Genomic DNA, 21910 nt, shown 5'->3' on the forward strand with positions numbered 1-21910 from the left:
CTGTACCTTGCACCCTTAACCCCCCAAAAAGTACCCGCGCGGGTACTGCGATCGCTTCGACCCCGTTGCCATGATGGGGCCATCCACCGAGTTGAACTACACGAGGTATGCCATGACACGGCACGGTCAAATGTATCTCAGAGACGCTGCGCCCCCGCGCTTTCGCGTTCCAGCGCGGGGCCGCTTCGGCAGAATGTTTCGCTGCACGCGCCCCTTTGCCCAAGACACCCCAGCTATTCGCCAGGCCCTAATGGAGCTGGGCAAAGCCGAAGGCATCATGGACCCCGGCCCCACTAACAACCCTGACAACCCCGCAATTCCGGCTGGGTTTACCTTTTTGGGTCAGTTCATCGACCACGACCTCACCTTCGACCCTACCTCTAGTCTAGAGCGTCAGTCTGACCCCGAGGCGATCGAAAACTTCCGCACCCCATCCTTTGAGCTAGACAGCGTCTACGGCGCTGGCCCCACCGCCAGCCCCTTTCTCTACGACAACCGCCCCGAAAATCGCGGCAAGCTGCTGATCGATAGCGATCGCCCCCACGACCTGCCCCGCAACAGCCAGGGCACCGCGCTGCTGGGCGACCCCCGCAATGACGAAAACCTGATTGTGTCGCAGCTGCACCTGGCCTTCGTCAAGTTTCACAACGCCATGATCGACAAGCTCAAGGCCGACGGCGTCAACCCCGGTCAGCTGTTCGACGAGGCCCAAAAGCTGGTGCGCTGGCACTACCAGTGGATTGTGCTGCACGAGTTTCTGCCGCTACTGGTGGGCCAGAATGTGGTTGACACCGTGCTGCAACGGGGCCGCCGCTTCTACAGCACTCGCTGGCGGCGCGAGCCCTACATTCCGGTGGAGTTTTCGGTGGCGGCCTATCGCTTTGGCCACAGCCAGGTGCGCGGCGGCTACCGCATCAACCAAAACTTTGCGGCGGCGATCTTTGCGGCCCCTGGCTCGGGCGGCAACGACCTGTCGAGCGGCAAGCCGCTACCTCCCGAGCGGGTCATGGATTGGCAGAACTTTTTCAAAGTGAATGAAACTGCCACGCCTCAGCTGAGCCAGCGCATCGATGCCACCATCTCGCGGCCTCTGTTTCAGCTGCCGTTTATTCCGCCCAACATGGCGTCGAACCCGGCTTCGTTGGCCCAGCGCAACCTGCTGCGCCACCTGACCTTTGGGCTACCCTCAGGCCAAACCGTCGCTGGCAAAATGGGCATTGCGCCTTTGTCCACCGCTGACCTAGCGGATGTGGCGGCGATCAGTACCGAGTTGGCCCACAACACGCCCCTGTGGTTCTACGTGCTGCGGGAGGCCGACAAGCGCGCCGATGGCCGATCGCTCGGTCCTGTGGGCGGCCGCATTGTGGCGGAGGTGTTTATCGGCCTGCTGCAATCTGACGAGCTGTCGTACCTCTGCCAGGAGCCGAACTGGACACCCAGATTGGGAACCGGCGGTGACTTTAAGATGGCCGACCTGCTGAAGTTTGCTGGAGTAGCGGAGCCTCCTGTTCTACCTACCCCACCCGCTCCTGCACCGGCCCCAGCCGCTGAGACCCCTCAACCCGCTGAGGTGTCCGCTAACTAAGGCTCATCTCTGATGGCTACCTGGTTCGTAGGGGCGCAGCATGCTGCGCCCCTACAGCCGATCGGGCGAGCAGGGACGGGCTAGGGACTGAGGGCCAAGCTGGCGCAGAGCGCTGAGATAGTCTTCGAGTTCGCCAAACTCAGCGGGATTGAGGCTGTAGTAGATCCAGCGGCCATCCTGACGGGCAGAGATCAGCCCGGCCTCGCGCAGGGTTTTGAGGTGAAAGGAGAGCTTTGACTGGGCAATCTCCATGCGATCGCACAGATCACACACGCACATTTCCTGCGATCGCAGCAGCTCAATTACCTCCAGCCGCAGCGGGTCAGACAGGGCCTTAAAGCGCACCAGTAGAGTATCAGACCGTTTCTCTAAAGCCGTGGTCATTTGCTGCCCCACCCCAGACAATATTCAAACAATATCTAGACTCAGAGTAGCAAAGCGGCGAGGCATCAGCTGAGGGCACAGAGCAACTGCGATCGCCGCCAAATGCTACGATAAATGCCGCTTTGCCATTCTCCCTGCTCCTCGGAACGCTTCATTTTGACCCAGGCTTTTTCCTTTAGCTGCGATGCTCGCTGTAGCCATACCCAGGCGCGGGCGGGCACCTTCACCACTCCCCACGGCCCTGTGCATACCCCCCGGTTTATGCCCGTGGGCACCCTAGCCAACGTCAAAACCGTCACCCCCGCCCAGCTGGCTACCACCGGGGCGCAGATGGTGCTCTCCAACACCTACCACTTGCACCTACAACCGGGCGAAGACATTGTGGCCGAGGCGGGCGGTCTGCACCGCTTCATGGGCTGGGATGGCCCGATGCTGACCGATTCGGGCGGTTTTCAGGTATTTAGTCTCAGCCAGATGCGCACGATTACCGAAGATGGGGTGACGTTTAAATCGCCTAAAGATGGTCGCATCATCAATATCCGCCCCGAAACCTCGATTCAGATCCAGAACGATCTGGGGGCCGATGTGATTATGGCCTTTGACGAATGCCCACCCTACCCATGCAGTCGCGAGACGATCAAAGCTTCCACCGATCGCACCTGGCGCTGGCTTCAGCGCTGCGTTGAGGCCCACAAACGGCCAGATCAAGCGCTGTTTGGCATTGTGCAGGGGGGTGTTTACCCCGACCTGCGCACCGAGGCGGCGCAGCAGTTAGCAACGCTCGATCTGCCGGGCTATGCGATCGGCGGGGTCAGCGTGGGCGAGCCGCCAGAGCTGATTGAAACCATTGTTAAGGCCACTGCTCCCTGCCTACCCGAGCACAAGCCCCGCTATTTAATGGGAGTAGGCACCTATCGGGAAATGGCCCAGGCGATCGCAGCGGGCGTAGACCTATTCGATTGCGTCATCCCCACCCGACTGGCCCGCCACGGAGCTGCGTTGGTAGCAGGGGAACGCTGGAATATCAAAAACCAGCGCTTTCGCCGCGACTACACCCCCATCGACGCCGACTGCCCCTGCTACACCTGCCAAAACTTCACCCGCGCTTACCTCTGCCACCTGATCCACGCCAAGGAGATGCTGGCCTTTACGCTAATCTCGATCCACAACATCACTGAGCTGGTGCGGTTTACCCAGCGGATCCGGGAAGCGATTTTGGGCGATCGCTTCACCACAGAATTTGCCCATTGGTTAACCCCAAACCCGATCGCAACCACCGAAGACGCCCCCCTGCCATGATAAAATGCGAAGAAAATTTACCAATTCTCAGATTTCAGCCAGGGCGCTCAGGGTAAGGCTCGGCTCAGGTCTGAGGCTGGTCTGTCCCGGCTGTGTAACGAGAGGATAATCATTAATGGAAGTCGCAATGCTGCTGGCCAAACTGCCCGAGGCCTACTCCCTGTTCGACCCCCTGGTAGACGTGCTGCCCATCATCCCCGTATTCTTCCTGCTGCTGGCCTTCGTCTGGCAGGCTTCCGTCGGTTTCAAATAAACCTTTTACATTCTTAGTAGAGTTAAGCCCCAGCGTTACTAGCGCTGGGGCTTTTTAATGGGCAGTGGCAAACTGCCGTAGATTTAGCTAGCCGCCTTGGCCCGTAGATTGCACCTAATGGGTTAGCTGAGGCACCAAAACCCAAGCGACTGCACCCAGACAGGCTGAGGTCGTGGACTTGGCAAAGCCGTTACCGCTTGGCGTTGATATACTGAGCCAGCGCTAATTTGCTCCATCACACCCTCCGGCAATGGTCAAAGAGCTTGACTCAGGCAACAGTTTTAGGCTTTCGATAAAATCCTTAGAGGATGACTCCGACCCAAGGGTTGTCCACGCTGGTGTGCAGGCACTTTGTAGCAGCATTACCCAGTTGAGCCAGCTTGAGCAGACCAAGTTTGCTTTTCTCCCCAGTCCGCAGTACAGCGTTTTAGCCGAAGCAGTAGCCCATCCTAAAGCGGTCGAACCCAGCTTATATGCCGGACTTCAGTGTCGGGCACCGCTGAATAAACTCAGAGTAGTTTTGCGGCACGTGGGCAACTGGCTTGAGCGCACCGCTCAAAAAACCCTGTTTGTCTTGGAAATTCCGCCCAGCCACACCATCACCCTACAGACCAACCAAGCCAAGGTACTGGCTCAACTGCTAACCTTGGGCGAAGCCCTGCTGCCACCCCACGAGTTCTATCGCACCCAGGCCGAGGGCTATGTAAGTGCTTTTGGTGAGTTAACGCCGGCGGCCAAAGCCAATTTAAGTCTGGTACAGCAGCGGGTAGAACTATCGGTTGAAGAAGCTAACGAGCTCAACGCCACGGCTATGGGGCCTTTCAAAACCCTGGCCGAGAAATATCAGCATTTTCGCAAAGAGCTGCTGGTGTGCAAGCAGGCTAGCGATCTAGATAAGAATTTTTGGAACGTGATGCGGGCTAAAGCTATCAGCATGGGTTTGCCCGAGACCGATGCTCAGTTTCTCAAAGACGAGCGCCTGAATACTCTGCACCATGAGGCCGAGCAGACGCGGCAGCAGGCTGAAGCTGAGGCTGCAGCCGAGGCTCAACGTCAGCACGAGCAGCAGCAGCGCCTGCTGGGCTACCGCCACCAGTTTGAAGAAATGGTCATTGACTCGCTGCCTCAGGGCGTTGACCGCGAGCACATTGGGCCAGCTGGCGATCAACTAGAGGTGGCACTATTTCACCAGAATGTTATGGCTGGCCTGGCTAGCTCCGATTTTAACCGGGGCCGCCTGACCCAGGCGCGTGAATACTATAACCTCGACCCCCAAGAGGCCAAAGCCCTAGAGAAAACCGTTTTAGATGAGCTGTATTTGTTATCTGACCTACTATAGGTTGCAGGAGATGGGCCGTTGGCTAAGGCCTAGGTTTGGCGCGTCTGTGAGGTGTTAGCTTGGCGCAAAACATTGCATGTTTAATCAAGTTTGTCGATCCTCAGCTCAAACATGATGAGCTAGACACTGAGGTGCACTACTTAACTGAAGATCTGCGCGATCTAAATGGCATGGGCCAAATTCGCTTTAACCCCATCCTAGAAACTAGAGATACGACAGAGATCAGAGTAGGGATTAGGTTTATTGCCCATTCAGATCTGCTGGTTTCTATTCTGAGGCGGCTGCGCGATCGCCTCTACTACAAGTCCCTTGAAACCTGGTTCCTCTTCCAAATTTCAGACCTCAATTTGCAAATTCGCACCGATCAGGCCGAGGACCTCGTAGATCTGATGGCTACCGCCCAGAGCGGGCTGCTATTCTCCCCAGTGCGCGACTACCTAGCCGAGGCCGAAACCTACAGTCGCACCCAGGGTGAACTCTCGCCCACCGAACTCGACAATCTCAACCTGCTGCGCCAGCGCCTGGGCCTTTCTGCAGAACAGGCTGAACTGCTCAATGCCAGAGCGGTTGGCCCCTATAAAACCCGTGCCGAAAAGCACCGCTATTTTGACGAAACCATAGCCGCCGAGTTTAGCCGTTTGCGCCATATGGATGCAGACCAGCCCTTTGCTCCCAAAGACCCCTGGCCAGTGCTGCAAGAACTAGCCGAAAACTTGGCCCTGCCAATTCCTGAGGCAGAGGCCATGTACCAAAAACATTGGCAGAGCTACAGCGACGAGGTCGAACTCAAAACCAAGCAGCAGACCGCCAAAACCGTCGTCGAGGACAGCCTTGTGGCCGAAACCAAGGCCGCAGATACTCACCAAAATCAGGTTCAGCAGGCCCGAGAACACCTAGAGCAATACCTGGCCCTCTGTCGCCAAGCCATGGCCAATAGCCTGTACCCCTCCGAGTTTGACCAGGGACGCCTCGACCAGGCCCGCCGGCTGTGGGATATCTCCATTGATGAAGCACTCACCATTGAGATTGCCGTGCGCAACGAGCTGTATGGCGGCATTGAGTCTGCCGCTGGGGTTGACTACAGCCGCCTGCGCGACCTGCTGCTGCAACAGGCCTGGCAAGAGGCCGACATGGAGACTGAAGCTGTTATTCTCAAGACCCTTGATCGCGACATGCAGCCCGTCACCGCCGACACCGTACAGCGGTTGCCAGCCGTCGATCTAGCCACCATTGACGCCCTTTGGAGCCGCTACAGCAACAAGCGCTTTGGGTTTAGGGCCCAGCAGCAGGTGCACCGGAGCCAGCAACAAATTCAGCAGGACGATCGCCAGCAGTGGCTGGCCTTTCAACAAGTCCTCGGCTGGTGCGAGCCGCCATCGCTGTTTTACCGAGGTTATAGGCCCTACCATGACCTCAATTTCAGCCTTGAAGCGCCTGTGGGTCATCTGCCGACCTGGCGCTGGTGCTGCCCGAGTCTGAGCGATCGCTACCGCCCGAACCTTGACGTTATGGCCGCTGTCATTCACCACCTGAGCCTATGCATGCCTTTAGACCCAACGCCCACTCCAGCTGTTGACCCAGCCGCCCCAACAGTGCTTACCGGAGGGCTAACCCGTGCTGTCTAACACCTTCAACAGCCCCGCCTTTAACAGCCAGCTAGACGAAAGCCTCGACGAACTCAGCCTGCTACTCGATGAAGAAGACTGGGAGGCGGCAGATCGGCTGACGGCAGATTTGCTGCTCGAGACAGTGATTCAGAATTACAACGAGGCCACTGAATTGTCGCCAGAGCCAGAGCCACGCCATCGACCTCACCTGACCACCGAAGCTTTAGCGGGGTTGCCCTGCCAACTGCTACATGCCCTTGACGATCGCTGGCAGAAAGCTAGCGGCGGGCATTTTGGCTTTTCGGCCCAGCTTCAGATCTATGCCGCCACGCTAGAAACCATCGACTTTGACCCGGCCCTACGCAACTGGTCTACCCCCCATCCCTTTTTTGAAGAAGTGGGATGGCTGATGCTAACGCCACTACGGCCCATAGGATTTTTGCGGTTCTACAGCTGGCTCGACTTTGACCTTGAAGCCCCCAGGGGCCATCTACCCGCCCTGTGGTACTGGCGGGTGCCGCGCATCACCTCGCTGCAGATGGGCGGCTTCTTGACCGGCCAAGGAGGAGGCTTTGGCGATCTGGCCCGACTCGACGCGATGATGCTGCGGCTGTCGCGCTGCCACCAGCTCGGCGGATAGCCGCCCTTAAACCGGACACCGTAAACCCTGAACCCTTCTCGACCTGTCACCCTTGGCTGAGTAGGCTATTCTACAACCGCTGCCGCTGGCGCTTGGGGCTGCACCTGAATGGTGACCTCGGCTAGGTACGGCATTTGCTGGTGAAGGTGAATCCTGAGGTGAGATGCGATCGCATCCCCCGCCGCCACCGACAGCTTGGGCTCTACCGCTAAACTCACCTCCCCATAGAGCCGATGGCCCAGCCATCGCGCTTTGACCTGGGTCACCTTAGCGGCGGCACCCTCAACTCCATGCTCTATTTCATGGCGCAGGCGAGCGACCATCTCTGGCTCCACCCCGTCGAGCAGTCGAGTAAACACCGTCTGGGTCGATTGCCACACCACCCGCAGCAGCACCAGGGTAATCACCAATCCCATCACCGGGTCAGCCCAGGGGTAGCCCAGCCCCACGCCCAGGGCGCTCACCAGCACCGCCAGGCTCACCAGGCCATCAGCCCGCGCGTGCAGCCCATCGGCCACCAAGGCGGCACTGTTAATGGCCCGCCCCACCCGCAGCCGAAATAGGGCCACAACTTCATTGCCAATGAAACCAATTACGGCCGCCGCCGCCAGTGCCCCTAGGTGCTCTAAAGGCTGGGGATGTCGCAGGCGCTCAATTGACTCATAGCCGGTAATTAGGGCACTCAAGAAAATCACCGCCACAATCGCCACCCCGGCCAGATCCTCTGCTCGGCCATAGCCGTAGGCAAAACGGGGCGAGGGTTTAGCGCGAGCTAGCAAAAACGCTACCCCTAGGGGCACCGAGGTCATGGCATCGCCCACGTTGTGAATTAAGTCGGCCATTAGGGCGACGCTGCCGGAGAGGGCAAAGACGACCGCCTGGGCGATCGCCGTGATCACCAGCCCCACAAACGACCACTTCACCGCCCATAGCCCCTGCTCTGACGCGGCGATCTCAGGGTCCACAGCGCCGTGGGTGTGGCTGTGCCCGTGAGAATGCCCATGCCCATGATGATGGTCGTGGCTGTGGTGGTGACTCGGTTCGACCGGGGTTACCAGGGCGATCGCGCCCTCAATCGCGTCAGAGTTGGGAACTGGAGAAGCCGGGTTGGGCATAGTGAGCAAAAGCGCTACTGAAGCGTTATGGTACCTGCTTAAAACCAAGTCTTGCTACCGCAAGGCCGCAGACTCAAGCCTAATCCGTCAGCCAAAATTCTGCCTTAAACGACAAAGTCGGGGAGACATAGGTTGCCTCCCCGACTGCTAGCTAGCCATGCATTAGAGGACTGCGGCAATTAACCGCGATCGGACTTCTTCACCAAGTGCGCCTCTAGGAACCACAAACGCATGTCAATGGTGCGAGAGATCTCGGTGTAGAGGTCGGCAGTGTCGGCATCGCCCAGCTCATCGGTGGTGTCGATAGCTTGGCGCACGTGTTTGCCGTAGGCAGCAAAGCGCTCAGCCAGGGCCTCGATGTGCTCGGCACCCTCCACGGCATCAATTGGGTATTCGGGCAGAATTGACTGGCTAGCGGCAATGCGAGCCGTGCCCATGGCGGTACCACCCAGGGCAGTAACCCGCTCGGCCACCATGTCGACATACCCTTCTAGCTCACCGGCCAGTTCGTCAAACAGCTCGTGCAGCTGATAAAAGTCCATGCCCTTGACGTTCCAGTGGGCCTGCTTGGTCTGGGTCTTGAGATCGAGGGTGGCGGCCAGAGTCTGGTTGAGCACGTCACAAACCTGCGATCGCACCTCAGCCGACATATCAATCCGGGTGGGATAAAACCCACGCTTGGCCTTCGTTTTTTCAACGGTTGCAACCATATGGCCTCTCTTTGTTTCTGTCAATCGAATGAATAACTAACAAACCTGTGCTTTTGCCGGCAGGCCTAGTCTTGAAATCCTACCACTATGACCTTGGCTCTCCTAAATCATACTCGTTATGACTTCGATTTGCAACATTTCAGCCAGAGTTTGTTGTCTGAGAAAGCTTTAGCCCGAGCACAGGCCTCTGTGTCCCAATAGAAGGCACAGTGAGCCACAGCGACTGTCAACCCCGCAACATTAACGCTGTAGCGGCAAAGCAGTCTGTATTAAATGGCAGAATCGACAGCCAACATTAAGAATTGAAGTACTACCAAGCTACTGGCCGAACTCAAGGCGCACCTGTTCAACCAAGTCTGCCGTCACCGCTTCAGCCTCGGTCTCGCGGGCCACATCTTCAATTCGCTTGCGGGCCTGGGCGCGCACGAAAAACGGAATATTTTTGAGCTTAGCCTGAGCATCAGCCGTCCAGGGAAGACCATTAACCATTACCGAAGTCTGCTCCGAATAGCAATGAATGCCCTAATCCTATATGTCGCCTCGGGGTCAATGTAAGGTTTTTGCCAAGGTGTAACGTTCCGTCAGGAATTACCCGCACAAACGGCGTAGATTACGGTGTCGGTTAGAAATTTCCTCCCTCAGCCCACCCCCCGTAGACTTGGGCCGCCCCAAAAGCACCGCCCAGCCCCCGGAACTCCAACCACTGTTCTAAAGTCCTAGCGGTTTGGGAATACTGAAACCAGGTTGGCAAATGGCCTATCGGCACAAGTTTAGTACACGTTACTAGAGCACGTCATGGTAGCAACACCCCACTACAGCAAAAACGAAGCCTCCGCCCGGCCCGATCGAGAGTTCAGTCTCCCCAGTTTGGGAGACGAGGATGAGGGGGCATCCCTATCTCTCAAAGGTTTCTCTGCGTCCGACACTGACGAGAGCGACTTCGAAGTCGATGCCGCCGAGGTGCTCAAAGGGCGTCGCACCACTGACCTGGTGCGTCTCTATCTGCAAGAAATTGGCCGAGTGCGCCTGTTAGAGCGCCATGAAGAGGTCTCTGAAGCCCAGTGCGTCCAGGGCTACATGCAGCTTTTAGTCGATCTAAACCAGGCGGCGGAAACAACCGGCGGCATTTTGGCCACCTACAGCAAGCTGTTGCAAACCCGCGATCGCCTTTCTTCTCAACTGGGCTATCGCCCCTCCCTCGAGCGCTGGGCCGCCGAGGCCGAAGTGCCCATTGCTGAGCTCAAGCCCACCCTGGCCGAAGGTAAGCGCGCCTGGGCTGCCCTCGCTACCCTCACCGTGCCCGAGCTAGAGAAGGCCATCTCCGAAGGCATTCGTGCCAAAGAGCATATGATCAAGGCCAACCTGCGCCTGGTGGTATCAGTGGCCAAAAAGTACCAGAACCGGGGCCTAGAGCTTCTGGATTTGATTCAGGAAGGTACCCTGGGCCTAGAGCGCGCGGTGGAAAAATTTGATCCCACCAAGGGCTACCGCTTTAGCACCTACGCCTACTGGTGGATTCGTCAGGGCATCACGCGGGCGATCGCCACCCAGAGCCGCACCATTCGCCTGCCCGTCCATATCACCGAAAAGCTCAACAAAATCAAAAAGGCCCAGCGCAAGCTCTCCCAGGAGAAAGGCCGCACCCCCTCAATTGAGGACATCGCTCGCGAGCTCGACATGACCGCCGCCCAGGTGCGCGAAGTGCTGCTGCGCGTCCCTCGCGCCGTTTCGCTCGAAACTAAGGTGGGCAAAGACCGCGACACCGAGCTGGGCGACCTGCTCGAAACCGACTGCATGTCGCCTGAAGACATGCTGATTCGCGAGTCGCTGCGCCGCGACCTGCAACAGCTGATGGCCGACCTCACCACCCGTGAGCAAGACGTAATCAACATGCGCTTTGGCCTCGGCGACGGCACCCCCTACTCGCTGGCCGAGATTGGCCGCGCCCTGGAGCTATCGCGCGAGCGGGTGCGCCAGATTGAGTCGAAGGCGCTGCAAAAGCTGCGTCAGCCCAAACGCCGCAACCGCGTCCGCGACTACCTCGAAGCGCTGAACTAGAGACCCTGCATAGCTACCTCAAGCCCCCTTGTTTTTAAGCAAAGCAGGGGGCTTTTTCTTGGGTTATTACCGTGGCCTGCCATGGGAGCCATAAGCGAGATCTGTTGGGTGTGGACGTTGAAGCGAATTTTGATGGCGGCATCGTCGCGACGGCTGGTTAGCAGGGTCTCGTAGTCGTCCCAGGTTTGGTAGTGAAGGGTGACGGTGCTGCCGGGGGGCAGCTGAATGCGCTCTGGGCTGACGGTAAGCATGGTGCTTTGGGTAGTTGGGCGGGGATGGTGCGATCGTAGTACAAGATTAAAGCGCTTGGGGCTTTTGGTGGGTAAGCGCTTACGACTTACTGCTAACGTTAAGGTTATGCGGTGGTAGACAACCTCAAACCCCCACGGATGCCTCCGTTCCATCTGCATCAATGCGTGTTACGAGTACCATTCAGACAAATGATGTGCGATCGCCCTTTACCTATTAAAAAACGATCGCCCCTGAGACATCTCCAGAGGCGATCGTTGCACAAATGAGGGAGCGGTTAAGCTGCCACAAAATCGGCAGCGGTAATCAGGTCAGGGGCGACGCCGTTAAGCGTTGCCAGGGTCGCCGCGCCGAATTTAATCAGCGTGTTGTCGCCGTTGGCGGTGATGGTTAGTTGCCCAAGGGTTAAGCCACCCGATAGCCCGATGATGTCGGTTCCGTCAACAAAGTCGGTGATGGTGTCGCCGCCCGCATTCTTTGCTAGCACAAATCGGTCTCGTCCACTGCCGCCCGTCAGCAAGTCAGCCCCGTTGCCCCCTATGAGGATGTCGTCACCCGCCTCCCCCCTGAGGGTGTCGTCGCCGTTGCCCCCATTGAGGATGTCGTTACCCGCATTGCCAATGAGGGTGTCTTTGCCGTTGCCTCCGTTCTGCACAGTGCCGAGGTTGACGGTCAAGCAAGTAATGTCTAAGACTAGGCTGTTATCGTCTTGCCGTAGGGCAAAGGCAAAGTCGGCTCCATTGTCTTCATCATCACTAGGAGCAAGGCTTGTTAAGTCTAGTAAGTTGCTAAGGGTGTCAGCAGTGAGAAGGGTAATAGATTCTGTTTGTCCTTCCACAATGTCGTTTTTCAGCCCTTCTTCATCGAAGGTGAAATTGATTGTACCTGAGGAAAGGTTAGCCGTCCCATTGACATCAAGTACATCAAAGTCAGCTGCATCCGTTCCACTGAAGGAGATATTGAGGGTTTCCAGGGTATAGGTGCCGTTAACGGTAAACGTAGCATCCGTATTTTGAACTGAAACACCGCCTAAGGGATCAAGCATCAAGGTGCCGCCCGGTGCCACAGTACCGCCTGAGAGATCACCAACAAAGGTGCCGCTTCCAGCTAAGGTGCCGATATTGAAGAGGGTGCCGATATTGAAGAAGGTGCCATCATTGATGAGGGTGCTGCCTCCGTTATTGGTGAGGCTGCCGTTATTGGTGAGGCTGCCGTTATTGGTGAGGCTGCCGTTATTGCCGAGGGTGTTGAAATTGGTGAGGTTGCCGTTATTGGTGAGGCTGCCGAAATTGGTGAGGTTGCCGTTATTGGTGAGGGCACCGTCATTGAAGAGGGTGCCGTCATTGGAGAGGCTGCTGTCATTGGTAAGGATGCCGGTATTGGTGAGGATGCCGACGCCGAAATTGATGAAAAACAATCCATTGTTGAGAGTGCCATCGTTGTTGAAGGTGCCGTAATTGTTGAAGGTACTGTCATTGGTAAAGGTACCGTCATTGGTAAGGGTGCCGTCATTGGTGAGAGTACTTCCAAAGTCATTGAAGAGGAAGCCGAGATTGTTGAGGAAGCCTAAATTGAAGAGGAAGCCGAAATTTTTGAGGATGCCGTCATTGATGAGGGTGCCACTACTTGAAATATCAATGGTTCCCCTATTAAAAAATTCCTGTGTATTTTCATCAGTTCCAGAAACGGTGACGGTGCCTGTATTGGGGTTAGGAGAAATTTGAGCCATGTTTTTCCTTCGATGGGTGTATAAACGGTGTACAAGTAAATGCGTGGGGTACCCCCCCCGCCAGTAGGCATTGGGCGTTAACCCTTTGCTACTTTGAGGTTGGCATTGTGCAACTGAGTGACACGCTGGGCAAACCAATCGCCAGTTAGCCTGTTGCAGATTGAAACGAAGCAGTGCAGGCTGGAATCAGAACCATGCATCTCGGAACTAACCTCAGGCAGGCTTAAGAGGGAGGATCGCTCCAGCCTCATAGATAACCAAGAGATGTGCGAGCGCCCCGCCGCTAATACTGCTTTTGGCTAGAACCAACGCTCTTTAAACCTGCTTAAAGTTTTTTCACTAAACCTATGGGGTTTTACGGATGATCACAGCCAAATATATTTATTCTTTATACATGCTTTAAAGTTAGTACTTAGTACGTTCATCGCTTCAAGCTTCGTCGTTGCTTGGGCCTCGGCCATGATTGAACTACCAAAGACAAGGCTAGAGCGTTGCAGCTTATCTTTCCAAAACCGGTAAATTGCGAGAAAGTTTCCGTATATATGCCAATTTCGCTAGACCATAAAAAACTTTCCATATTTTTTCCAGGTAGAGTCTTCATCCACTCCACGGTTGACGTCGAGCGTCTGTACCAGTATTCTCTTACACTAAGCCGTTCAACCCGACCGGCGACCATGCAGGACTCGAAAACTTTGGCGCTGCCTGAAGGTGCTACCAACACCAACAGACAGCTAACCCCGCAAATCTAGCACGCAGATTGCCGGGCTAAGGTCGATCGTACCCTAGCTCTCCCAGTTTGCACCTCAGCTGCGGTTAGCTAGGGTTTTCGCGTTCTGTCTTCCTCAAACCCATAGAAGGAATACAGAACCGATGTTTGAATATCTCGAACCCGACGCCACTGGCGCGTCGCACATTCCGCCGTCTCACTCTGCACAACCCCAGCCTCGCCCCGAGCGAGTGCGCCACCTGCTCTACGGCAGTCTCGTCGGAATCGATTGCACTATCAAAATCCTCCACGCCTACGGCTACGCCGACCCCAACGACTGGAGCGACCCCATCCCCGTGCCGCCCAATAGCAGTGCATCGAGCGCAGCCCTTCCAGAAGGAATGACATGGATGGTCATTCTGACGAAAACCTTGCTCATTGAGTAAGCAGAACACCACTGGGGGTTGAGCCTGCCTACGCCTCTGGCTCCACCCCTAGCGCTTTTAGCTGCTCAGCTAGGCGATCGGCTCGTTCTTGGGCAACAGCAGCGGCTTCCTCTGGGGTGGGCACCAGCTCACCTGAGGAGTGAAAGTAGCGCAGGGTCTCGTCCTGAACACCCAAAAATAGGCCCAAGACCTCGCTCCATCGCTGACCAGCTTCATTGGGGGCGATCGCATCATAGTGTTGCCCCACTAGTCGGTAGCCTTCAAACTCCAACGTTTCTGGCGAAAACCAAAAATATTCTGGGGCTCTAAAGCGGTCTTGATAGAGCACTTTTTTGAGACTACGGTCAGTTTTTGCGGTAGCCGGAGACAACAGTTCGATAATCAGATCGGGGTACTGCCCGCCTTCCTCCCACACCACCCAAGATTTTCGGGGACGGCGCTGGGTTTGGTTCACCAAAAAGAATTCGGGGCCTCTAAAGTCTCGGGTTTTAAGCTGTTCGCGGCTGAAGTAGACAGTGAGATTAGCGCCAATGAAAAAGTCAGTGCGATCGCGCCACAGCCACTCCAAACAAGCCACCAGCAGCGCCAGTTGAGCGTAGTGCAGCGAACTTTCCATCTCTGGCTCATTGCTCTCCAGCTTGGTTGCATCTGGCATTAGATCTGCCAGCTGTTGCGCGGTCATTACCATCGCCCATCCTCAGTGCCAGGTATCCCTATTGTAAGCTCAGCCCTAAGCAACGGCTCTAAGACCCTTACTGCAAGGAGAGCGCAGCTCACACATTCAGTACCGTGAGCTGGCTCAGCAAGGGGTCGACCAGAGTTTGGTGCTTATTGGCTAGCAGCAGCTCCATATAACTGATCAGCCGCTGGCCCTGCTCCAGGTTAGGCACATAGACCTGACCATTGGGTCGGGTGAACAGTGGCGTAGTGGCCAGAGTCGCCAGCTCGTCGCTGGCGGGCACCAGTGCCGATGGGCCACCGGTGGTGCTGGGTAGCAGACCGGGCGGCAGGCGACCTTCTAGCAGCGCCATAAGGTGAGCCTGACAGGCATCAACGTTCAGACCCCGCTCTTTAAGCAGGTGCAGAATGCCGCTGAGGGGCATGGGCTGCTCGGGCAGGGTACGCAGCACCTCCATCAGCAAGAACATGTCGCTGTACTGGTGGCGAGTGAGGTCGAGCACCTGGGGATAGCGCACCAGGTTGACCAGCCCGTAGGTGACCCGGCTACAGCTGGGGGGGCGATCGCTGTGGTACGTATCCTGCACAATGGTGGCATTGGGGAACTTCTGCCGCAGCCAGCGGGCAATCTTGGGCAACGAGGCGCTACCGCCGGTGCAGATTACCTGGTTAATACCTTGGGTATTGAGCCCGACCTCGCTCAGCAACCGGTTGACGTGACCGTTGATGCGCTGAATATAGGGCAGAATAATCCGGTCTTCCAGGTCTTTGCTGCGCACTACCCAGCGCTGGTCAGCCAGCTCTAGCTCAAACTGGGGCTGGTGCTGAAGAATAATCTTTAGGTGTCGCGCCGCTTCTAGCGCACTCTGGCCCAGCAGGGAGGTTTCTAGCCGCTGGTAAAGGCGCTGGCGACGGGCTGTGTCGGGCTCGGCGGGGCGGGGCATTTCACAGCCGTCGAGATCGAGATCGCTCCAGTGGGCGCCGTCTAGCTCGGGCATGGCGGCCTGCCAGCCCCAGCCGGTAGATTGCGGCGATCGCCCAGAGCCCTCGGCGGGGCGACTTTGGCGACGTTCGGCTGGGTGCAGCAGGTGGCAAATAATGTCGAGGTCAATGGCGTCGCCTGCATAGCTCATCGAGTGCAGGGCAAAGTCGCTGTAGGAGAGTTCACCCAAGGCTCTGGGCAAATCGACAATGCCCACCTCGGTCACGCTGGCCCCAGCGGAGAGCACCACCGTGCCTCCAGTCCAGGGGCAGGCGTAGAGAGCCTGCTGCTGTATGGGCTGGCCGTTGCCCTCGGGCAGCGGGGTTGAGGGGTCGGGCAGGCCCGAGAGCACGGCGGCGATCGCATCTTCTACAAAATAGATATCGTCGGGGTTGGCGGTGAGCCTTGCCCCTAGCACTGCCTCTCGCAGGTTAAAGGTATAGGTATCGGGCCAGTTGGCCGGGTAGCTAACGACAACCCCATTGAGAGCTTGCAGAGCGGCGGCGATCGCCGCCGCATCAAGACCAACGGCACCAACGGTGAAGGCAGCCTCTGAGGTCAACCCCACGGGCAGGGTGGCCAACAACCGGGTTAGGCCGTCTTGGAACACAGGCAGGGGAATGCGATCGCGATCGGACCACTGCACCTGAGGCTCGGGGCCATCTGCCCCTGTAAGCGGAATGCCCAGCTTGAGATAGGGCTTTAGCGCTTTGAGCAACACTGCGCCCTGGTCGGTAGTATCGCCATCGCTCCAGTTCACGGTCAGGGCCGACGAGCCTACTGACTGCACTTGGTAACCCTCGTCGTGGGCCTCTACCGAAGCCAGCGATGGTAGCCGAAAGAACTTGTCGGCGGTCACCCCAGAAATGGCGTTATCGACCCAGTAGAGGGGGTAAACCTGGCCACCCCGACGTTCCAGAAGTACCGCCGATAGGCCGGTAGTCCCCACATCCAATCCCAAAAACCACAGCGGGGTAGGTGCAGCAGGCGCTGGCTCAGCATCCACTGGCGGCCCTGGGACAACGGCGTCGGATTGATCGATGTCCAGATCGGCGAGGAGATCGGGTTCGACGGCTTCAGGTTCAACAGTTGCAGGCGCAACGGTTGCGGGTTCGGCAATCTCGGGCACTAGGGCTGTCGGAGGCTCTGCGACGGGCGCAACTAAGTCAATGGGGACTGCGGCCAGGGCAGATTCAGCGCCAAATTCCGTTTCTGCCAGCAATTGGTCCAGCTCGGGGAAGTCTGGCGGAGTTTCTGGTTCCTGGATCTCGGGCTCCTGGGTCTCGACTTCTGAGGCCGCTACGTCTGGGAAGTCTGGCTCAGAGATTGAGGCGATCGCATCCAGCTCAGCAGCAACCGGCTCAGGGGCAGCGGTTTCAAGATCAAAAAAGCTGTCGAAATCAAGATTATCAATGGCCGCTGATTCAACGGAGACCTCTTCTACGTCCTCAATGGGCTCATCAAAGAGGTCATTTGCGGGTTCATCTAAGTTGGGTTCTGCATTCAGGGGCCAGTCCGCGCCCAGCGCTGGGGTAAGGGGTGGCTCTAGGGAATCGTCTAAACTGCTCGGGCTAGCCTCTGCCCCAGCGGCCTCATCTTGGGCAGGAGTAGATTCTCCCAGCCAGTCTTCTACAGAAAAATCTAGATCAGCACGGGGGTCAGCGACGATTTCTGGCTCGAGGCTCAGGTCTAGATTCAGATCTAAACTCGTTGGAGCGTCTACCGAAGGGCGATCGCTCTCTAAGTCATCAGCCAGTAGTAGGGAATCGAGGGGGGAGCGAGGTTCTGGTTCGGCGATCGCCTCGCCGCCATCCAGCGGCCCTAGATCGAAGGCACCAAGGTCTAGATTGCCAAAGTCTTGGGGTTCGGAATCTAGGGTGTCAAGCCCAAGGTTGAGGTCGAGGTCCAACTCAAGGCTCGGCTCTGAGGAAACCGGGGTTAGGGGTTCTCCCAGCAACGCATCGAGATTGATGAAGTCAATCATTGCCTCCATCGAATCGGGCGTATCTGCTGCCGCCGATTGAGTAGGGCCAGCAGGCTCTGGCAGAGGAACCGTTAGCGGTTCCTCCGGGGTTTCTTCAAAGTTGGCCCCAGCGGCATTCAAAATATTGTCGAGGCTGATTTCTCGTTGCCAGTCGGTAGCTGTCTCTACCGGAGCGTCGGCAGGCATAGGATCGTCGTTGCCCCCATCGCCCAGGGCCGTCAAATCACTCAAACTGGGCTCATCCCCAACGGGCTCGTCTAGGCTCAGATTTAAGTCATCTAGAGTGAACGAGAGATTTGACGCCGCAGGCTCCGAAGGCGTTGCGGATAGCCCCCAGGTTTCAAGGGTGAGCGCGGGCTCCGTTGGCTCAGCACCTAGCGAATCGCTTAGATCAGGTTCATCCCCAGCGGGCTCGTCTAGGCTTAGGTTCAAGTCATCTAGAGTAATCGAGAGATCTGATGCAGCAGGCTCCAAAGGCGTGGCAGGTAGTCCCCAGGCTTCCAGGATGGGCGCTGGCTCCGTTGGCTCAACAGCACCTAGCGAATCGCCTAAGCCAGGCTCATCGGTGACGGGCTCGTCTAGACTCAGGTTCAAGTCATCCAAAGTAATCGAGAGATCTGGCGCTGTGGGCTCCAAAGGTGCAGCCGATAGTTCCCAGTCTGGGATGAGCGCTGACTCCGTTGGCCCAGCCTCTAGCGGAGCGAAGGCGTCAGGCAACTCACCGTCTAGATCGAGCTCCTCCAAGGTGAGATTTTCTGAGGGCGACTGGGCAGCGGAACCCAGTGAGAACAAATCGGCCATGGTGTCGCCCGGCGCGTCGGGTTGGAGGGCCGAGTCGAGGGGGCCGCTGGTGCCAGTGCCCAAGTCAAAATCAGTCAGCGTAAACTCAGCTGGGGGCGACGTAGGAGCCACAGGGTCAGAGGTTTCTCCAAACCCAGTGGAGGCTAAATCGTCTAAAGTGGTTTCTTTCAGTTTTGGGTCGGGAGCCAGCGGCGTCAGCGGATCGATCGTCAGCTCTCCTAGCAAATTCTCTAGGGTCAGGGATGGACCCGTGGCCCCTGTGAAGGTAGAAGGTGCGGGGGAGGGTTGAGCTGGCGCTGGCGGAGAGAACCCGGTGAGATCGTCAAGGGTCAGGCCCGATTCGCCTAGAGCAGGTTGCTCGGGCTCTAGGCTTAAATTGAGCTCTGCCAGGATAGAGGCCAAAGAATCGCTAGCAGTTGCAGCCGTAGGGGCCTGATCCATGGCACCAAACAGATCGCTGGTGCTGGACTCAGGTGGCTGGGGCGGGGTCGCTTCGCCAAACAGGTCGATCGCAGGTTCTGCGGGTGCTTCTGGCGCAGGTGCTCCCGGTGCAGGTGCTCCTGGCCCAACCGTATCCCCAAACAAGTCAAGACCAGCTTCGCCTAGCTCAGGGTCATCTAGGGTAAGCGCTGAGATATCAAACAGATTCAAGCCGCCATCCCTAGGGGCGGCCGTCTCCGGCTCTGGCTCGCCAAATAGATCAAGGCCTGAGGGCTCTGCCGCAGGGGCGGGCGCATCGAGGGGCTCATCCCTGGCGTCGGCTATGGGGCTGTCAAACAGATCAATACCAGGGGTCTCCACAGCGAGTTCATCCAAACCAGGCGACGGCTGATCACTCTGACCAAACAGATCAACTACATTCTCCTCGGCAGCGTCATCCGAGGCCGGCGACGCGAATAGATCAATGCCCAGGTCATTTGCGCCTAGGTCACTCACGGCCTCATCAACGCTAGAGGTCGGCGGATCAGAGTCAAGGCTGACGTTCTCAAGGGCAGGCGAATCGAAGATGGGCGACTGCTGATCAATTGTCTCAGACTGGCCTAGGCTGAGGTCTGCCAACGCTGCGTCGCTGAACAGATCGATGCTGGGCACCTCCTCAGAGAAAGTCGGCTCTGGCTCTAGCGTCTCAAGTTCTAAGCGATCGAGGCTGGACCAGTCTTCGGGTGGCTCCGCTGCAGATGGCTCTGCCGCCGGAGATTGTTCAGGGGAGTCAATCTCTAGATCGCCCAACGTCACCTGATCTAAAGCGGCATTAGAAGGGGTGTAGGTCTCTGTGCCAAATAGGTCAAGGTCTGGGGCTGGCTCTGCAGCGATGGGCTCATCGTCAAACAAATCGAAGCCGGGTTCCTCTGGTATGGCTGCCTCAGTGAGGCGATCGAAGGCAGGGGGCGAGGCATTGTCAGGGGCAGGCTCTTGATCGGCGAAAAGATCAACGCTAGCAATGGAGGAAGGGGGCACCTCGGCAGGCGGGTTGAATAGCTCTGGAGAATCAGTCAGGTCAAGCTCTAAGTTGATTGGTGACAGGCTGTCAGAGGCCACCTCGGTCTCTAGATTCTCCAGGTCTTCCTGGAGCTGGTCAACCATGGCGTCATCCATTGCTAGGTCATAGGCGCCAGTGGTGGGCAGAGCGTCTTGAGCGAGCAGGTCTTCTTCGGGGGAAGCAGCCATGAACCCACCCAGCAGGTCTTCGCCATCGCTAGTGGCGGTCTCTGAATTCCCCACCTCTCCGGGGCTGGCGGGCAGTAAATCGTCGAAGGATTTAATAGTGTCAGGAAGGTCGAACCCAGCATCGGCGGGTGCTATGGAGCCAAGGCTGAGATCTAGGCGATCGCCCGAGTTCTCCCCCAGTAGGCTGCTCAGGTCAACGCTAGTGAGGTCAGTAGCCGCATCGGCCTCGGCCATCTCGGCTGCCTGGGTGAGCAGGGTTAGGTCGTCAGGACGGGGCAGATCATCAGCTGGCTCTGGTGAGGCGATCGCATAGGGCTCATCTACGGGGGTCACTGCCTCGCTCAAACGGTCGATCGCCAAAAAATCATCTACAGCATCCCCTGAGTCAGCGGCAGGCGAGGCCCCAGCAGGTTCAGCAGAAAATCCGCCGCCAAACAAGCTCTGGTAGAGATCATCTAAAGCCGATTCAGCCTCGACCCCAGCCGCCGCCACCTCAGTAGCAGGGTCAGCACCGTCAGGCAGCAACACCGCCGACGATGGATCGGGAGCAGCGGCATCGAGGCTGTTGAGCAACTGCAAATCAAGGGGCGAAGATTCGCTGGCCTCGGCGGAGTCTAGATCGGCCTCTAGGTTGTCATCGAGCTGGAGTTCGCTAATTTCATCTTCAATTTGCAGCAGAGTGAACTCGTCATTACCTAAATCATCTAAATCGTCAAAGCCAAGGTCTAAAGCCTCTAGCTCCAACTCAGCCGACTGGTCGCCCCTCTCGGCAAAGGCATCCCCACCCAAGGTTTCGGGGGTGGAGGTCTCAGGCCGAGGCTGGGGCAGTTCGCGGCGCTGACCCGACTCTAAATACGTTAGGGTCTCGGCGTTGATTTGCTGACCCAGATGGGTCACCAGAGCACTAAACATCAGCTCGCCCTGCTGACCCAGGGTGTGCATCTGGTTAAGCCCCTGGTTGAGCGAATCTTGGTAGCTATAAATGCTCTGTTGTAGCGTGTCAAACACCGATCGCAGCGATTGATCGAGCCCCAGCATGAGCTGATCAGACTGGGCCTGTAGCTGCTTGAGAAACTCAAGCCGCTGCATTGGAGTGAGGCCAGGGGCGTCGCCATCGGCAAACCCTTGGGGAGACTGCATTAGCCCATAAGCGTTGGCCGTGGCCGACTCCAGCCGCTGCACCGACTGGTTCACCTGGGCACTAAGGCGGGCCTCAAGCTGCTGGGTCATCTGCTGTAGAGCCGCCTCCCAGCTGGGGGGCAGCTGGTGAAGATTGGCTCCCTGGTCGATCTGCACGCGCTGCTGCTGAAGCTGCTGCACCTCTTGCAGCAACAGCTCCCGCTGCTGCCTGAGGGTCGCCACCTCATTGCGCAGGGGGTCTAGAATCTGCATGGTCTGCCCGCGCAGGTACTGCATTTCCTGCAGCAGCGCCTTGAGCACCTGGCTGGCGGCAGCGGTAGTAGGGTCATTGGGCAAGCCGCTGGTGGGCGCAGCTTGGGCCTCGGGGGCAGCTTTCACCTCGGCCAGGTAGGCCCGCGCTCGGGCCAGCAGCTGGCGCTGATTGGCATCATTCGACATCACCCAGGGCAGCCGTGGCGCGGCTTCCCCCAAGATTGAGTCAATTTCGGCTACCAGAGCTTCCAGTTCGTCCTGCTGCACGGCTACCCCTTGTGTTTA

At 57.6% G+C, this 21910-nt stretch carries 16 protein-coding genes; 8 read left to right on the top strand and 8 right to left on the bottom strand.

Annotated features, from left to right (window positions below; all coding sequences use genetic code 11):
• Nucleotides 1–112 precede the first annotated feature (112 nt).
• Nucleotides 113–1585, top strand: coding sequence for a heme peroxidase family protein (locus H6F59_RS14800; protein ID WP_190701377.1), 1473 nt, complete (start codon nt 113–115; stop codon nt 1583–1585).
• A 51-nt stretch (nt 1586–1636) separates the two neighbouring features.
• Here H6F59_RS14800 and H6F59_RS14805 read toward each other — a convergent pair whose 3' ends face one another.
• Entirely contained in the window at nt 1637–1969 is a 333-nt protein-coding gene (locus tag H6F59_RS14805) for a helix-turn-helix transcriptional regulator (RefSeq protein ID WP_190701380.1), read from the bottom strand.
• 156 nt (nt 1970–2125) lie between these two features.
• On the opposite strand from H6F59_RS14805, the gene tgt reads away from it, so the two are divergent.
• From tgt to H6F59_RS14830, 5 genes are all read left to right on the top strand, one after another.
• A complete protein-coding gene (tgt, locus tag H6F59_RS14810) occupies nt 2126–3268 on the top strand; it encodes a tRNA guanosine(34) transglycosylase Tgt (RefSeq protein ID WP_279308361.1) in 1143 nt (380 codons plus the stop codon).
• A 115-nt stretch (nt 3269–3383) separates the two neighbouring features.
• Entirely contained in the window at nt 3384–3521 is a 138-nt protein-coding gene (locus tag H6F59_RS14815) for a photosystem II reaction center protein K (RefSeq protein WP_017299971.1), read from the top strand.
• A gap of 340 nt (nt 3522–3861) precedes the next feature.
• Nucleotides 3862–4860 carry a hypothetical protein gene (locus tag H6F59_RS14820; RefSeq protein ID WP_190701386.1) on the top strand — a complete coding sequence of 333 codons (999 nt, stop codon included), beginning with the start codon at nt 3862–3864 and terminating at the stop codon, nt 4858–4860.
• A gap of 59 nt (nt 4861–4919) precedes the next feature.
• A complete protein-coding gene (locus tag H6F59_RS14825) occupies nt 4920–6485 on the top strand; it encodes a GUN4 domain-containing protein (protein ID WP_190701388.1) in 1566 nt (521 codons plus the stop codon).
• Entirely contained in the window at nt 6475–7107 is a 633-nt protein-coding gene (locus H6F59_RS14830; protein ID WP_190701391.1) for a GUN4 domain-containing protein, read from the top strand. Before H6F59_RS14825 ends, H6F59_RS14830 begins: the two co-directional genes overlap by 11 nt.
• 65 nt (nt 7108–7172) lie before the next feature.
• Here H6F59_RS14830 and H6F59_RS14835 read toward each other — a convergent pair whose 3' ends face one another.
• The 3 genes from H6F59_RS14835 to H6F59_RS14845 form a co-directional block, all read right to left on the bottom strand.
• Complete coding sequence (locus H6F59_RS14835) at nt 7173–8222, bottom strand: cation diffusion facilitator family transporter (protein ID WP_190701394.1); 1050 nt, start codon at nt 8220–8222, stop codon at nt 7173–7175.
• Between the two features lie 179 nt (nt 8223–8401).
• Nucleotides 8402–8932 carry a DNA starvation/stationary phase protection protein Dps gene (gene dps / locus H6F59_RS14840; RefSeq protein WP_190701397.1) on the bottom strand — a complete coding sequence of 177 codons (531 nt, stop codon included), beginning with the start codon at nt 8930–8932 and terminating at the stop codon, nt 8402–8404.
• A gap of 318 nt (nt 8933–9250) precedes the next feature.
• Nucleotides 9251–9421: a PCP reductase family protein gene (locus H6F59_RS14845; protein ID WP_073608637.1), complete on the bottom strand. Its 171-nt coding sequence runs from the start codon at nt 9419–9421 to the stop codon at nt 9251–9253.
• Nucleotides 9422–9727: 306 nt separating this feature from the next.
• Here H6F59_RS14845 and sigC point away from each other — a divergent pair, with 306 nt between their 5' ends.
• Nucleotides 9728–10990 (top strand): RNA polymerase sigma factor SigC, encoded by a 1263-nt coding sequence (gene sigC / locus H6F59_RS14850; protein WP_190701400.1) that lies wholly within the window; start codon nt 9728–9730, stop codon nt 10988–10990.
• Here sigC and H6F59_RS14855 read toward each other — a convergent pair.
• Together H6F59_RS14855 and H6F59_RS26760 are read right to left on the bottom strand one after the other, a co-directional pair.
• Nucleotides 10987–11241, bottom strand: coding sequence for a hypothetical protein (locus H6F59_RS14855; RefSeq protein WP_242021482.1), 255 nt, complete (start codon nt 11239–11241; stop codon nt 10987–10989). The genes sigC and H6F59_RS14855 overlap by 4 nt on opposite strands.
• A 275-nt stretch (nt 11242–11516) precedes the next feature.
• Complete coding sequence (locus H6F59_RS26760; protein ID WP_277882426.1) at nt 11517–12968, bottom strand: calcium-binding protein; 1452 nt, start codon at nt 12966–12968, stop codon at nt 11517–11519.
• 870 nt (nt 12969–13838) lie between these two features.
• Here H6F59_RS26760 and H6F59_RS14870 point away from each other — a divergent pair.
• Nucleotides 13839–14120, top strand: a complete 282-nt coding sequence (locus tag H6F59_RS14870) for a hypothetical protein (RefSeq protein ID WP_190701402.1) — start codon at nt 13839–13841, stop codon at nt 14118–14120.
• A gap of 28 nt (nt 14121–14148) precedes the next feature.
• Here the strand turns inward: H6F59_RS14870 and H6F59_RS14875 are convergent, their stop codons facing one another.
• Both H6F59_RS14875 and H6F59_RS14880 read right to left on the bottom strand, forming a co-directional pair.
• A complete protein-coding gene (locus H6F59_RS14875) occupies nt 14149–14808 on the bottom strand; it encodes a Uma2 family endonuclease (protein ID WP_190701405.1) in 660 nt (219 codons plus the stop codon).
• A gap of 85 nt (nt 14809–14893) precedes the next feature.
• Complete coding sequence (locus H6F59_RS14880) at nt 14894–21892, bottom strand: hypothetical protein (protein WP_190701408.1); 6999 nt, start codon at nt 21890–21892, stop codon at nt 14894–14896.
• Nucleotides 21893–21910: the final 18 nt, after the last annotated feature.

It is taken from the genome of Nodosilinea sp. FACHB-141, from assembly GCF_014696135.1.
GTDB lineage: Bacteria > Cyanobacteriota > Cyanobacteriia > Phormidesmidales > Phormidesmidaceae > Nodosilinea.

Excerpts from the sequence above, each read along its gene's own strand:
- H6F59_RS14800 (WP_190701377.1), top strand. The coding sequence starts at position 113 with ATGACACGGCACGGTCAAATGTATCTCAGAGACGCTGCGCCCCCGCGC.
- H6F59_RS14805 (WP_190701380.1), bottom strand. The coding sequence starts at position 1,969 with ATGACCACGGCTTTAGAGAAACGGTCTGATACTCTACTGGTGCGCTTT.
- H6F59_RS14815 (WP_017299971.1), top strand. The coding sequence starts at position 3,384 with ATGGAAGTCGCAATGCTGCTGGCCAAACTGCCCGAGGCCTACTCCCTG.
- H6F59_RS14835 (WP_190701394.1), bottom strand. The coding sequence starts at position 8,222 with ATGCCCAACCCGGCTTCTCCAGTTCCCAACTCTGACGCGATTGAGGGC.
- dps (WP_190701397.1), bottom strand. The coding sequence starts at position 8,932 with ATGGTTGCAACCGTTGAAAAAACGAAGGCCAAGCGTGGGTTTTATCCC.
- H6F59_RS14845 (WP_073608637.1), bottom strand. The coding sequence starts at position 9,421 with ATGGTTAATGGTCTTCCCTGGACGGCTGATGCTCAGGCTAAGCTCAAA.
- sigC (WP_190701400.1), top strand. The coding sequence starts at position 9,728 with ATGGTAGCAACACCCCACTACAGCAAAAACGAAGCCTCCGCCCGGCCC.
- H6F59_RS14855 (WP_242021482.1), bottom strand. The coding sequence starts at position 11,241 with ATGCTTACCGTCAGCCCAGAGCGCATTCAGCTGCCCCCCGGCAGCACC.
- H6F59_RS26760 (WP_277882426.1), bottom strand. The coding sequence starts at position 12,968 with ATGGCTCAAATTTCTCCTAACCCCAATACAGGCACCGTCACCGTTTCT.
- H6F59_RS14870 (WP_190701402.1), top strand. The coding sequence starts at position 13,839 with ATGTTTGAATATCTCGAACCCGACGCCACTGGCGCGTCGCACATTCCG.
- H6F59_RS14875 (WP_190701405.1), bottom strand. The coding sequence starts at position 14,808 with ATGGTAATGACCGCGCAACAGCTGGCAGATCTAATGCCAGATGCAACC.